Source organism: Nonomuraea sp. ZG12 (assembly GCF_052068115.1).
Taxonomy (GTDB): Bacteria; Actinomycetota; Actinomycetes; order Streptosporangiales; family Streptosporangiaceae; genus Nonomuraea.
Window position 1 is genome coordinate 123,481 of the sequence record NZ_JBQHCW010000013.1, and the last position, 13,359, is coordinate 136,839.

Below are 13,359 nucleotides of genomic sequence, written 5' to 3' on the forward strand. Positions count from 1 at the left end.
GGTCACGTGACTCACTCGATCACCGAGCAGCGCTCGCGCCCCGAGCTGGTCGCAGAGCTGTACGACCGTCACGCGGCCGGGCTGTTCGCGTACTGCGCCGACCAGCTCGGCGACCTGGGCTCCGCGGGTGACGTCCTGGTGGCCGTCCTCGGCGGCGTGCCCATGACGGGCGGGCAGCCGGCGCCTCCGCGTGCCGCCCTCTACGCGTTCGCCCGGCGCGAGATCCACCGGCGGGACGTCGTCTACGCGCCTCCCGTGGTCGACCCGCTCATCGACCCCGCCTCCGCCCTGGTCGAGCGGGCGCTGAGCGAGCTGCGCCTGCAGCAGCGCGAGGTGCTGCTGCTGACGCAGGTCTGCGGGCTCAACCGGACCGAGCTGGCCTGGGTACTCGACGTGGCGCCCGACACCGCGGAAGAGCTAGCGGTCAACGCCGCGAACCGGTTCAAGCAGTCGCTCGGGCAGGCGCTGGCCGCCGCCGAGAAGCGGGTGCCCAAGCCGATCGCCGACATCTACATCGCGCTGAGCGTCGCCCCGCTGCGCGACGTGCTCGGCCGCCTGCCGTGGCCGACGCCGCCGGGCACCCTGCGCATCCACTTCGCCGGATCGCTCTCGGCGGCCCCGGCGCCGCTGTTCGTCAAGCCGCGCTGGCCGGTGCCGCCCAACTGGCCGCTGCCGCTGGGCGAGGCCGACCCGGCGAGCACCACCAGGCTCTTCCCCGCCGAGCTGCTGACGCCCCCGTCGTCGTCGCGCACCCCCGAGCACGACGCCACCACGGCGCCGATGCCGAAACTGCGCCACCCCGGCGCCGAAGGCCCGGCGCCGTTCCCCTCGCAGGTCCGCTTCGGCGAGAAGCCGACGCCCTTCGCCGCGTTCGAGCCGCGCCGCAAGAAGCCCGACGGGCAGCCGCCGAAGGCGCAGGACGAGCGGCCGTTCATCATGCGGACACCGATGCCCGCCGACGTGCTCGACGACCTGCCGCCCAGGCCGCAGGCGGCGCCCGCGACCGGCGACGTGATCCTGCCCAGGGACGTGCCACCCGCGACGGGCGATTTCCTCCTGCCCAGGGACGCCGGCCCGCTGTTCACCCCCCGGTCACCGGCGAAGGAGCGCGACCGGGAGCCGGTCTACCGGATGCCGATGCCCGCCCCCGCCGACACCCAGCCGATCGCCGCCGTATCCATGACCGCCGCGACCGCGGCGCGCGAGCCCGAGGCCGTCAAGAGCGAGTTCTGGCCGCAGCCCCGCACGGCCGCGACCCCCAAGCCGTCCGGGCAGCAGAAGACGGCGGCCGGCAAGAAGCCCGGCACCACCAGGCCCGGACTCGACTCGCACGACACCCGCAAGCCCGTGGTCCGCAAGGCGCGGCCGGCCCAGGGCCCGCCCAAGCGGCGTCCGAGCAAGAAGCGGCGCTCGCGCCACCTCGACTGGGCCTGGGAGCTGATCGGCTTCGTCATCTGCGTGGTGATCGCGATGATCGTGTTCTTCTCGGTGCCGACGATCCTCAGCCCCTGACGCTCAGGGAGCCGACAGGATCAGGCCGCTGGTCGGCACCCCGGTGCCGGCCGTCACCAGCACATTGGCGACCCCGCCCACCTGGTTGACGGACGTGCCCCGGATCTGGCGCACCGCCTCGGCGATGCCGTTCATCCCGTGGATGTACGCCTCGCCGAGCTGGCCGCCGTGCGGGTTCACCGGCAGCCGGCCGTCGAGCTCGATGCCGCCGTCCTTGAGATAGTCGGCGGCCTCCCCTTTGCCGCAGAACCCGAGCTCCTCCAGCTGGGTCAGCACGAACGGGGTGAAGTGGTCGTACAGGATGGCGGTCTGGATGTCCGCGGGCGTCAGCCCGGACATCTCCCACAACCGCCTGCCGACCACTGACATCTCCGGCAGGCCGGTCATGTCGTCGCGGTAGTAGCTGGTCATCATCATCTGCCCGGCGCCGGCTCCCTGGGCCGCCGCCGTGATCACCGCCGGGGACCGGCGCAGGTCGCGGGCCCGTTCGGCGGACGTCACCACCAGCGCCACCGCGCCGTCGCTCTCCTGGCAGCAGTCGAGCAGCCGCAGCGGCTCCACGATCCACCTGGACGCCTGGTGCTCCGCCAGCGTGATCGGGCGGCCGTGGAACCAGGCGGCCGGGTTCGTCGCCGCGTGCCTGCGCATCGCCACGGCCACCCGCCCGAAGTCCTCGGAGGTGGCGCCGTAGGCGTGCATGTACCGCTGGGCGAACATGGCCACCCAGGCGGCGGGCGTCATCAGCCCGAACGGCACGTGCCAGCTCATCTCCAGCCCCTGCGACGACGGCTGCCCGCCGACCCGGGCGTCGGGCTGGCCGAAGCGCCGGCCCGAGCGCTCGTTGAAGGCCCGGTAGCACACGACCGTGTCGGCGGCCCCGGTCGCCACGGCCATCGCCGCGTGCGCCACGGTGCCGCAGGCCGCGCCGCCGCCGTACTCCACGCGGGAGAAGAAGCTCAGCTCGCCGATGCCCACCTCCCGGGCGACCGCGATCTCCTGGTTGGCGTCCTGGGTGTAGGTGACCATGCCGTCGACCTCGGAGGGCGACAGCCCGGCGTCGTCCAGGGCGGCGAACACCGCCTCGGCCGCCAGCCGCAGCTCCGACCGGCCCGAGTCCTTGCTGAAATCCGTGGCGCCGATGCCGGCGACGGCCGCGCGGGCTCTCAACACGTTCGCTCCTTGCGTGGTGGCGCGGCCGTCACCGGCGTGCGGGAAGGACGAGGGTGACGGTCCCGGTGGCGTGGTCGCCGAGGCTGACCTTGCCGCGGACCTCGACCGTGATCTCGCCGGACTCGATCGCGGTGACCGCGCCGGTGAAGAGCAGCCGGTCGCCGGCGTAGGCCGGGACGCCCAGCTTGACGTTGATCCGCCGGATCACCGCCTCCGGGCCCGCCCAGTCGGTGACGTACCGCTCGACCAGCCCCATCGTGGTCAGGATGTTGAGAAAGATGTCCTTGGAGCCCTGCGCGCGAGCGCCTTCGACATCGTGGTGCACGGGGGTGAAGTCCATCGTGGCCAGCGCGGTGGAGACGACCACCGTGGGCGTGAGGTCGATCGGCAACTCGGGCAGCACCGAGCCGAGCTCGACCTGATCCTCGCTCAACGTCCGCATCACGGCTCCCGTGGCGCCCACATGGGCAGAACCAGTTCGTCATCCATCGAGCGGTACGTGACCCGCACCGCCATACCGATACCCACTGCCTCGGGCGGGCAGTCCACGATGCCGCCCACGATCCGCACGCCTTCCGGCAGGGCCACCACCGCCACGACGAAGGGCGGCTCCAGCCCCGGCACCGGCGGATGGTGGTGCACCACGTAGCTGTAGACCGTGCCCTCGCCGGCGGCGACGACATACGCGCGGTCGGTGGAGCGGCAGTGGGGGCAGACCGGGCCCGGTGGATGGCGCAGCTCACCGCAGCCGGCACAGCTCTGCACGCGCAGCTCACCCTGCCGCACGCCGTCCCAGAAGAACGCGGTGTCCCTGTTGACGGCGGGCCTGAGCGGATACGGCTCGCGCGGCACCACCGGCGCCGGCGGGCGGAACTTGAGCACCCGGAACATCATCTCCGCCACCGCCTCGCCCGACTCGGCGTACCAGGTGATGTTCCAGGTGGCGAAGTACCCCTCGCCGAGCGCCGTCCGTTTCGGCCCGGCCAGATCGGTGAAGCGGGTCGCCGAGGTCAGGCGCTCGCCCAGCCGCGCGTAGCGGTGGTAGACCTGCTCGCAGTTGGTCGCCACCACGCCGGTGAAACCGGCGGCGTCCAGCGCGGCCATGACGTCGTCCACCGGCGAGTGCTGCCCGGCGTCACGGCGCACCCCCTGCATGGTCCACACCTGCGCCATCGCGGGCGGGGCGATCCCCTGGTCGAGGTAGACGGGGTTGGTGTCGCCCATCGCGTCCAGCCAGTGCCTGATCATGGGGGCGTTGACCGGGTCCGCCGCCGGGGCGCCCGGCACCTGCCCGAGCGCGGCCTGCTTGACGGCCAGCTCGTGCAGGTCCCTGTCGATCTTGTCATTCATCGGGTCACTCATCGAGGCGGCCTCGGCAGGTTCAGGCCCAGCATGGCGATCAGCTCCCGCTGCACCTCGTTGACGCCGCCACCGAAGGTGAGGACGACCGCGCCCTTGGCCCCGTGGTCCGTCAGCTCGATCAGCCGGGCCGTCTCCGGGTCGGCGGGGTCGCCGTAGCGGGCCAGGATGTCGCCGATCAGCCTGCCGGTCTCCTGCATCCGCTCCGAGCCGTAGATCTTGGTGGCCGACGCGTCGGGCGCGCCCAGCCAGCCGAGGTCCATGTTGGCGGCGACCTGCCAGTTGAGCAGCTCGTTGGTGCGGAAGCTGGTCCGTACCGCGCCGAGCGCTCGCCGTACGTCCGGCTCGTCCGCCAGCCCGGTGCGGCGGGCCCAGGCGAGGAAGCGGTCGTAGGCCTGGCCGAGGTTGCCGGCGGGGCCCAGGGTGACGCGCTCGTGGTTGAGCTGGTTGACGATCAGGTCCCAGCCCTTGTCCACCTCGCCCACGACCATGTCCACCGGGACGCGCACGTCGGCGTAGTAGGTGGAGTTGGTGTGGTGGCGGCCGTCCATGGTGACGATCGGGGTCCAGGAGTAGCCGGGGTCGGCGGTCGAGGCGATCATCATGGTGATGCCCTTGTGCTTCTTCGCCTCGGGATTGGTGCGGGTGGCCAGCCAGATGTACTGGGCGTAGTGGGCGCCGCTGGTGAAGATCTTCTGGCCGTTGACGACGTAGTGGTCGCCGTCGAGCACCGCCGTGGTCCGCAGCGAGGCCAGGTCGGTGCCCGCCTCGGGCTCGCTGTAGCCGATCGCGAAGTGGCACTCGCCCGCCAGGATGCTCGGCAGGAACCGGTCCTTCTGCTCCTTCGTGCCGTACTGCATGAGGGTGGGTCCGACGGTCTGCACGGTGATGATCGGGTACGGCACGCCGGCGCGGGCGATCTCATTGGCGAAGATCTGCTGCTCAAGAGGGCCGTGGCCACCGCCGCCGTACTCCTTGGGCCAGCCGAGGCCCAGCTTGCCGTCCCTGCCGAGCCTGCGGCAATGCGCCATGTACGCCTCGCCGAACGGGTCTTCGGCGATCTTCTTACGGTCCTCGGCGGTCAGGCAGCCGGCGAAGTACTCGCGGAGCTCGTCGCGGAGCCTGCGCTGGTCAGGGGTCAGGTCGATCAGCATCAGGCGAGCCCTCCGATCAGGTCGAGCTGGACGTCTCCACTGCCGAGCCGGTGGGCCAGGTGCTTGGCGTGCGCGAAGTAGCGGTGCAGCGGGTAGGTCACGTCGAGCCCGAGGCCGCCGTGCAGGTGCTGGCAGGTGTACAACGCCTTGACCGCCTCGCTCGTGTGGAACGCCGCGATGGCCAGGTCCTCCTCGGCGGGCAGTCCCTCCGCCAGCCGCCAGGCGCCCGACCACATGGCCACGTCCAGCGCGCGGCCGGCGATGTAGACGTCGGCGATCTGCATGGTCACCGCCTGGAACTCGGCCAGCGCCCGGCCGAACTGCTTCCTCGTCCTGATGTACTCGGTGGTGAGCCGCAGCGCGCCCGCCAGCACACCGGAGGCCTGCGCGACGGCGGCCGCCGTGGCCAGCTGCCGCACTCCTTCGATCGCCTGGGGCCCCGCCACCCGCTCGGCCGGGGTGCGGTCGAGCGTGATCGTGGCCGTGGGCTCCCCGGTGGAGGCGAACTCGGGCGCCGCCGGTGGCGCGTGCACCAGGAACAGACCCTGATCGGCCGTCACCAGCACATCGCCTTCGGCATGGGCCACACCGCTCTTGCGGCCGCTGAGCAACCAGCCGCCCGCCCCCGGACCCGATCCACCCGCCCCCGCCTCGCCCGCCACCGCGCCCGATCCGCCCGCCACCAGATCGGCCGCCACCGGGCCCGATCCGCCTGCCACCGGCTCGGCCACGGTCGCTGGAGGGTCGGTGAGCGCCCGGCCCGGCTCCCTGATCGCCACCGTGGACACGGCCGTCCCGGCCACCCGCCGTTGGTGCTCGCGGGAGCCGTACCTGCTGACGGCCAGCGTGCTCACCAGCGTGGCCGCCAGGGGCCCCGGCGCGGCCCGCGCCCCCGCCTCCCGCAGGACCACGGCCAACTCGACAGGCCCCAGCCCCGCGCCGCCGGCGTGCTCGGCCGCGCAGACGGCCGTCAGGCCGGCCTCCCGCAGCGCCTTCCACAACCTCTCGTCGTACGGCCTGCCGCTCTTCTCGTGCGACTCCAGCCGCTCGTGACCGGCCTCTTTCGCCAGTACGTCCGAGGCCAGGGCGCGCAGCTCCTCCTGGGTCTCGTCAAGCTTGAAATCCATCAACCCTCCAATAGGTGGTGCCGGCCATGCCGGATGAACTCGCCCTCGATCGCCGCGACGTCCTCCGGGCCGAGTAATCGCGGCTCGGCACGGGCTCCCGGCCACCACCAGACGGGGTCGGGGGTACGCCAGGCCTCCTTGGCCAGGAGCCGCTTGATGACCTTGTGCGAGGGCGTCTGGGGCAGCGCGCGGCACAGCCGTACATAACGGGGCAGCGCCTTCGCCCCGAGATCCCGCCGCGCAGCCAGGAAGGCGGCGAACGCCTTCGGATCGAACCCGCAGGAACGGACGCGGCAGGAACGGACAGCGCGGGGTCGGACAGCGCGGGGTCGGACGCTGCCGGATGGGGCGTTTCTGCGGGGGCGCTCAGCACCAGGGCCGCCATCACCTGGTCGCCGGCCTGGGCGTCCGGCACCGGGTAGACCGCCGCCTCGACCACGCCGGGGAACTCCCGTACCGCTGCCTCTATCGGGGCGACGGCCAGGTTCTCCCCGTCCACCCGAAGCCGTTCGGTGCCGCGCCCGGCGAAGAACACGTAGCCGTCGCCGTCGGCGTAGGCCAGGTCGCCGGACCAGAACGCGCCGTCGCGGACGCGCTCGGCGTCGGCCTCCGGGTCGTTGTAGTACCCCTCGAACAGGCCGAGCCCCGCCATGTTGACCAGCTCGCCGATCGCCTCGTCCGGGTTGCGCAGCCGTCCTTCCTCCAGCACCGCCGTGGCGCACCGCTCGCCGGTGTACGGGTTGCGCACCTCGACGCCCTCCGGGAGCCTGCCGAGGCTGCCGGGCGGGCCTGACGGATCGGGTGAGACCGAGATCGCCGTCTCCGTGGACCCGAACGCGTCGATCACCCGGCAGCCGAAGCGCTCCCCGAACCGCCGGGTCGCCGTCGCGCTGCCCTCGTTGCCGAAGGCGATCCTCAGCGGGTTGGCCGCGTCGTCGGGCAGCTCTGGGGTGGCCAGCACATAGGACAGCGCCTTGCCCACATAATGCAGGTACGTGCCCCCGTACCGTCTGATGTCGGGCAGGGTGCTGGAGGCGGAGAACGTCCGGCGCAGCGCCAGCGCGGCCCCCGAGACCACCGCCGGGGCGTACGCGGCCATGATCGCGCCGGAGTGGAAGAGCGGCATCGAGCAGTAGACGACGTCGTCGGGGGTGAGGAGCGCGGCCAGCGACATCCCCGGCAGCGCGATCTTGCGCTGTGTGACGCGGACGGCACGCGGGCGCCCGGAGGTGCCGGACGTGAAGATCAGCATCACCAGCTCACCCGGCCTGGGCGCACCCGTCGCACGCCGACCCGGGCCGTGCCGACCCTGCCCATGCCCGCCCGGATCGGGCTCGTCCGGGCTGAGGCCGTTCTGCTCGGTTCGGGCTCGGGGTGGGTGGGACAGGGCCGAGACGGGGACGGGCTCCACGCCGGTGTCGTGGGCGACCTCACGAGCCAGGGCCTCGTAGGGCTCGTCCCACAGCAGCACGTCCACGTCGGTCGCGCGGGCGTCGCGGGACAGCTCGGCCACCGACCGGGTGCGGTTCAGCGCGACCACCACGTGCCCCGTCAGCGCCGCCGCGCCCAGCAGGAAGACGAGCTCGGGCACGTTGTCGCAGAGCACGCCCGCATGGACGGGACGGTCCTGGCCAGGGCGGCCACGCCGGTCCAGCCAGGCCCCAGCCCGCCGGCAGGCGCGCACGTACTCGCGCCACGACCATCGCCGATCCTCGAACAGCAGCCCGGGACGGTCGTCCTCCGCCCGGGCCGCCAGCAGGGCGGCGAGGGTGTCCGCGGTCATGGTGCCTCCACCAAGCGCTCGGTCGAACCGCAAACTAGAACAGATTCTAAAATCTGTCCAGAGGCAACCCGTTACGGCAAGTCCCGATATATGCCTGTAGCGCTAGAGACATGCATCTATAGGCGCCGTTTGTGACCGACGAGTAACAAGCCCGGCCGCTGACAAATCAAGTAACGTGTTCTCATGCGCACCCCGCAGGCGGCCATCGCCACGCCCCCCAGCGACACCGAGGGGACCATGGAGCACGAGCCCAGCAGCGGGCACACCAGTGGGCCCGGCGCTGGGCCCGACAGCGGGCCCAACGCCGGGCACAGCGTCCGGACGCGTAGCCAGCACCAGCGCCGCAAGCGCATCGTCCAGGCGGCCGCCGCGCTGGCCTCACGCGGCGGCGTCGAGGCGATGCAGATGCGCACGGTCGCCGAGCGTGCGGGCGTGGCGCTCGGCACCCTCTATCGCTACTTCCCGTCCAAGATGGACCTGGTCGTGGCGGTCGTCGGCGAGGAGATCGACCTGCTGGAGAGCAGCATCGAGCGCAGGCCGCCGAGCGCCTCCACCCCCGCCGGGCGGGCGGTCGACGTCCTGATGCGCGCCACCCGCGGCCTGATGCGCGAGCCGGAGCTGGCCGACGCGCTGATCCGCTCGCTGATCCTGGCCGAGGTCGAGACCCCGTTCGGCGACCGGATGGCCGGCCTGCTGCTCCGCGTCTCGGCCGGCGGCATCGGCCGTGACCAGGCGAGCGAGGAGCAGATCGCGCTGGCCGGCTCCCTGTCGAGCATCTGGGTGCAGGAGCTGCTGGAGATGCTGCGCGGGCGCCGCACCTACGAGCAGATCCAGCGCCGCATCGAGATCGCCTCCGACCGGCTGCTGAGCGACTTCTAGACAGGCGTGGGAAGCGCAGGCGTGGAGAGCTCGGGCGTCGAGAGTATGGCCGTGGGCGTGGGCGGGGAGAGCCTGAAGGTGCGGCGGTAGGCGTGGGGTGAGACGCCGACCGCCGCGTGCAGGTGCTGCCGCAGCGAGGCCGCGGTGCCGAGACCGGCGCGCTCGGCGACGGCGTCCACCGGCAGGTCGCTGCTTTCCAGCAGCCGCCTGGCCAGCTCGACCCGCTGCAGGGTGAGCCACTGGCCGGGGCTGGTGCCGACCTCCGAGCGAAAGCGCCTGGTGAACGTCCGCCTGCTCATGCCAGCGTGCCGGGCCAGATCCTCCAGCCGGAGCGGCTCGCCCAGCCGCTCCAGGGCCCAGGACCTGGTGGGGGCCGTCCCTGAGTCGGACGGCTCGGGCATCGGGCGTTCGACGTACTGCGCCTGGCCGCCGTCCCGCCACGGCGCCACCAGGCACATGCGTGCCACCTGGTTGGCGACCTCGCTGCCGTGGTCACGGCGCAGCAGGTGCAGGCAGAGGTCCACACCGGCGGAGGCGCCCGCCGAGGTGAGCACGTCGCCGTCGTCCACGAACAGCACGCCGGGGTCCACCCGCACCTGGGGGTACAGGCGGGCGAAGTGCTCGGCCCGCTTCCAGTGGGTGGTCGCGGACCGGCCGTCCAGCAGGCCCGCCGCCGCCAGGACGAAGCTGGCGACGCAGATCGACACCACCCGCGTTCCGGGACGCAGGGAGGTCAGCGCCGCGAGCAGGCCCGCAGGCAGCTCCTCCGGGCCGGTGATGTCGGAGAAGGCCTCAACTGCGGGAATGACCACGGTGTCGGCCGTCGCGAGCGCGGCGGTGTCGTGCTCGACCATCACCGAGTAGTCGGCGGCCGTCACGACCGGGCGGCCGTCGAGCGAGCAGGTGACCACCTCGTAGCGCGCCTGGCCGTCGGGGGTGAACGCGCCGCCGAAGATCCGGGACGGGATGCTGAGCTCGAACGGGATCACACCGTCGAGCGCGAGGACGGCTACACGGTGCATGGCCCGATTTTTGCACATATTGGCCTTCGGGTCACTCGCCGAACGCCGCCGCGTCCAGCAAGCTGGTCCGCATGAAGATGCGTGCGATCAGCCAGGACACCGCGGGCGGTCCCGAAGTGCTGAAGATGGTGGAAGTCGACAAGCCCGCCCCCGGGCCGACCGAGGTGCTCGTGCGGGTGAAGGCGGCGGGAGTGAACCCCACCGACTGGAAGAGCCGGGCCAGTGGCAACGTGTGGGGCACGCCGCCCCCGTTCGTGCTGGGCTTCGACGTCTCGGGCGTCGTCGAGGCCGTCGGATTCGGCGTGGCCCTGTACAAGCCGGGCGACGAGGTCTTCGGCATGCTCCGCTACCCGGTGGCTCATGGCGCCTACGCCGAGTACGTCACCGCGCCGTCCAGGCACTTCGTCCGCAAGCCCGCCGGCATCGACCACACGCAGGCGGCCGCGATCCCGCTCGCCGCCCTCACCGCCTGGCAGGCGCTCGTGGACGTCGCGGGGGTGACGGCCGGCCGGCGCGTGCTCGTGCACGCCGCCGCCGGTGGGGTCGGGCACCTCGCGGTGCAGATCGCCAAGGCGCGCGGCGCGTACGTGATCGGCACGGCGAGCGCCGGCAAGCACGACCTGCTGCGCGGTCTCGGGGCCGACGAGCTCGTGGACTATCACGAGCAGGACTTCGCCGAGGTGGTACGCGACGTCGACGTGGTGCTGGAGGCCATCGGCGGCGACTACGCCATGCGTTCCCTGCAGACGCTGCGCGAGGGCGGCACGATCGTGTCCCTGCTGGGGATGAGCGAGGAGGTGGCGGCCCGGGCGGCCGAGCTGGGCATCCGGGCGGAGGCCATACTCGTCGAGCCCGACCACGCGGCGATGCGGGCCCTGGCGGCGCTGATGGAGGCGGGCAAGCTGCACGCGGAGATCGCCGCGACCGTGCCCCTGGCCGAGACGGCCAAGGCCCACGAACTCGGCGAGACGAACCGAACCACCGGCAAGATCGTCCTCACGGTCCCGGACTGACCCGACCTGCACCCCGAAGGAGGACGGGATCCCGGTCTGCCGACGGCTCGGCCTGGGTCCGCGTCCCGGTCTGCCGACGGCTTGACCTGGGCCCGCGTCCCGGTCTGCCGACGGCTTGACCTGGGTCCCTTCTCAGTCTGTCGGTGGCTTGGCCTATACAGGAGGTATGAGCGACAAGCCATCGAGCGAAGATTTCCTCCGCCTGGCTGATCCCATGCGGCGTGAGCTGCTCGCGCACTGCTACCGCATGCTCGGCTCGGTGCACGACGCCGAGGATCTGGTGCAGGAGACCTACCTGCGGGCGTGGCGCGGCTACGAAGGCTTCGAGGGCCGCTCCTCGCTCCGCACCTGGCTCTACCGGATCGCCACCACCCAGTGCCTCACCGCGCTCGACAGCCGGGGCCGCCGGCCGTTGCCGACCGGCCTCGGCGCGCCGGCCGCCGAGCCGACCGCGCCGCCGGTCGAGCGGGGTGAGGTGCCGTGGCTGGAGCCGGTGCCCGACGGGATGGTGGGCGCCGGGGGCGACGACCCCGCCGCGATCGTCACCGCCCGCGAGAGCATCCGGCTCGCGCTCGTCGCGGCCCTGCAGCATCTGCCGCCGCGCCAGCGGGCGGTCCTCATCCTCCGGGACGTGCTCAAGTGGCGGGCGGCCGAGGTCGCCGAGGTGCTCGACACCACCACCGTCGCCGTCAACAGCATCCTGCAGCGGGCCCGCGCGCAGCTCCAGGAGGTGGCGCCCAGCCTCGACGACCGGCCGCAGCCGCTGACCCAGGAGCAGCAGGCCCAGCTCGACCGCTACATGAAGGCGTTCGAGAGCTACGACATGCGCGCCATCACGGAGCTGCTCACCAAGGAAGCGATCTGGGAGATGCCTCCCTTCGACGGCTGGTACCAAGGCGTGGAGGCGATCGTCGCGCTAATCACGACCAACTGCCCGGCGCGCGGCCCCGGGGATCTGCGACTGGTGCCCACCTGGGCCAACGGGCAGCCGGCGTTCGGCATGTATCTGCGCGAGGGCGACCACTATCGGCCGTTCGCGCTGCCCGTGCTCACCTTCACCGGCTCGCTGATCAGCCACGTGTCCATGTTCTTCGACCTGAGCTTGTTCGAGCTGTTCGGCCTGCCCAGCACCCTGGACGGGGCTTTCGCGACAAAGTAGAACGGGTTACAGTCTCGGCCAGAGCATCGTTCTGGAGGCGACTGTGGGCACACCGGTGATCGTCGAGGCCGTCCGTACTCCCATCGGCAAGCGCGGCGGCCTGCTGGCCGACCTCAAGCCGCAGCAGGTGCTCGCCACCGCGTTGAACGGCCTCATCGATCGTTCAGGGATTGACCCCGCGCTGGTCGAGCAGGTGTTCGCCGGGTGCGTCACCCAGGCGGGCGAGCAGGGCGGGCACGTCGGGCGGCACGCCTGGCTGTATGCGGGGCTGCCCTACCAGGCGGGCGTCACCACCGTCGACGCGCAGTGCGGGTCCTCGCAGCAGGCGGTGCACCTCGCAGCGGCGCTGATCCGCGCCGGGGTGATCGACGTGGGCGTGGGCTGCGGGGTCGAGGTGATGAGCCGGGCACCGCTCGGCAGCAACGTGTTACCGGCCAAGCCACGGCCGGACGACTGGAGCATCGACCTGCCCGACCAGTTCACCGCCGCCGAGCGCATCGCGCGGCGGCGTGGGCTCACCCGTGAGCGGCTCGACGCCTTCGGCGCCCGGTCCCAGCAGCTCGCCGCGAAGGCCTGGTCCGACGGGCGGTTCGAGCGCGAGATCGTACCGGTGGGTGAGGTCACCCGCGACCAGGGACTGCGCGAGACCACCGCCGAGAGCCTCGCCGCGCTCAAGCCCGTCCGGGGCGAGGGCACGCTGCACACCGCCGGCACGTCCTCGCAGATCTCCGACGGCGCCGCCGCCGTGCTGGTGATGAGCGAGGAGATCGCCGTCAGGGACGGGCTGCGGCCCCGGGCGCGGATCCTGGCTCAGGCGCTCGTCGGCGCGGAGCCGTACTACCACCTGGACGGACCGGTGGACGCGACGGCGAAGGTGCTCGCGGCGACCGGGATGGCGATGAGCGACATCGACCGGTTCGAGGTGAACGAGGCGTTCGCCTCGGTGGTGCTGTCCTGGGCGAGCGTGCACCGGCCGGACCTCGAGCGGGTCAACGTCAACGGCGGCGCGATCGCGCTCGGCCACCCGGTCGGGGCCACCGGCGCACGGCTGCTCACCACGGCGCTGCACGAGCTGGAACGGTCGGACTCGGCCACGGCGCTGGTGACGATGTGCGCGGGCGGCGCGCTGGCCACGGCCACGATCATCGAGCGCATCGCTTGAGGGGACAGAGCCGGATCAT

Annotated in this window: 12 protein-coding genes; 5 read left to right on the forward strand and 7 right to left on the reverse strand. The window is 72.3% G+C overall.

Annotation, left to right across the window (positions count from 1 at the left end):
• Nucleotides 1–6: 6 nt before the first annotated feature.
• On the forward strand, nt 7–1,512 hold the full coding sequence (locus ACTMTF_RS30145; RefSeq protein ID WP_441113703.1) for a hypothetical protein: 1,506 nt from the start codon (nt 7–9) through the stop codon (nt 1,510–1,512).
• Nucleotides 1,513–1,515: 3 nt separating this feature from the next.
• On the opposite strand, the gene ACTMTF_RS30150 is transcribed toward ACTMTF_RS30145, so the two are convergent.
• The 6 genes from ACTMTF_RS30150 to ACTMTF_RS30175 are packed head-to-tail and all read right to left on the reverse strand — an operon-like array spanning nt 1,516 to nt 8,105.
• Nucleotides 1,516–2,679: a lipid-transfer protein gene (locus ACTMTF_RS30150; RefSeq protein ID WP_441113791.1), complete on the reverse strand. Its 1,164-nt coding sequence runs from the start codon at nt 2,677–2,679 to the stop codon at nt 1,516–1,518.
• 31 nt (nt 2,680–2,710) lie between these two features.
• Nucleotides 2,711–3,124 (reverse strand): MaoC/PaaZ C-terminal domain-containing protein, encoded by a 414-nt coding sequence (locus ACTMTF_RS30155; protein ID WP_441113704.1) that lies wholly within the window; start codon nt 3,122–3,124, stop codon nt 2,711–2,713.
• Nucleotides 3,124–4,032: a bifunctional MaoC family dehydratase N-terminal/OB-fold nucleic acid binding domain-containing protein gene (locus ACTMTF_RS30160; protein WP_441113705.1), complete on the reverse strand. Its 909-nt coding sequence runs from the start codon at nt 4,030–4,032 to the stop codon at nt 3,124–3,126. Before ACTMTF_RS30160 ends, ACTMTF_RS30155 begins: the two co-directional genes overlap by 1 nt.
• An 8-nt stretch (nt 4,033–4,040) precedes the next feature.
• The gene (locus tag ACTMTF_RS30165; RefSeq protein WP_441113706.1) at nt 4,041–5,195 is read right to left on the reverse strand and encodes an acyl-CoA dehydrogenase family protein; all 1,155 of its coding nucleotides are present in this window, start codon (nt 5,193–5,195) and stop codon (nt 4,041–4,043) included.
• Complete coding sequence (locus ACTMTF_RS30170) at nt 5,195–6,322, reverse strand: acyl-CoA dehydrogenase family protein (protein ID WP_441113707.1); 1,128 nt, start codon at nt 6,320–6,322, stop codon at nt 5,195–5,197. The genes ACTMTF_RS30165 and ACTMTF_RS30170 overlap by 1 nt, the downstream gene beginning before the upstream one ends.
• On the reverse strand, nt 6,306–8,105 hold the full coding sequence (locus tag ACTMTF_RS30175) for an AMP-binding protein (RefSeq protein ID WP_441113708.1): 1,800 nt from the start codon (nt 8,103–8,105) through the stop codon (nt 6,306–6,308). The genes ACTMTF_RS30170 and ACTMTF_RS30175 overlap by 17 nt, the downstream gene beginning before the upstream one ends.
• Before the next feature lie 183 nt (nt 8,106–8,288).
• Here ACTMTF_RS30175 and ACTMTF_RS30180 point away from each other — a divergent pair, with 183 nt between their 5' ends.
• Complete coding sequence (locus tag ACTMTF_RS30180; RefSeq protein WP_441113709.1) at nt 8,289–8,984, forward strand: TetR family transcriptional regulator; 696 nt, start codon at nt 8,289–8,291, stop codon at nt 8,982–8,984.
• Here ACTMTF_RS30180 and ACTMTF_RS30185 read toward each other — a convergent pair.
• The gene (locus tag ACTMTF_RS30185) at nt 8,981–10,006 is read right to left on the reverse strand and encodes a GlxA family transcriptional regulator (protein ID WP_441113710.1); all 1,026 of its coding nucleotides are present in this window, start codon (nt 10,004–10,006) and stop codon (nt 8,981–8,983) included. The two genes, ACTMTF_RS30180 and ACTMTF_RS30185, sit on opposite strands and share 4 nt — an antisense overlap.
• A 77-nt stretch (nt 10,007–10,083) precedes the next feature.
• Here ACTMTF_RS30185 and ACTMTF_RS30190 point away from each other — a divergent pair, with 77 nt between their 5' ends.
• From ACTMTF_RS30190 to ACTMTF_RS30200, 3 genes are all read left to right on the forward strand, one after another.
• Nucleotides 10,084–11,019, forward strand: coding sequence for an NADP-dependent oxidoreductase (locus ACTMTF_RS30190; protein ID WP_441113792.1), 936 nt, complete (start codon nt 10,084–10,086; stop codon nt 11,017–11,019).
• A gap of 166 nt (nt 11,020–11,185) precedes the next feature.
• Nucleotides 11,186–12,178 (forward strand): sigma-70 family RNA polymerase sigma factor, encoded by a 993-nt coding sequence (locus ACTMTF_RS30195; RefSeq protein WP_441113711.1) that lies wholly within the window; start codon nt 11,186–11,188, stop codon nt 12,176–12,178.
• Between the two features lie 43 nt (nt 12,179–12,221).
• Entirely contained in the window at nt 12,222–13,340 is a 1,119-nt protein-coding gene (locus ACTMTF_RS30200) for a steroid 3-ketoacyl-CoA thiolase (RefSeq protein WP_441113712.1), read from the forward strand.
• Nucleotides 13,341–13,359: the final 19 nt, after the last annotated feature.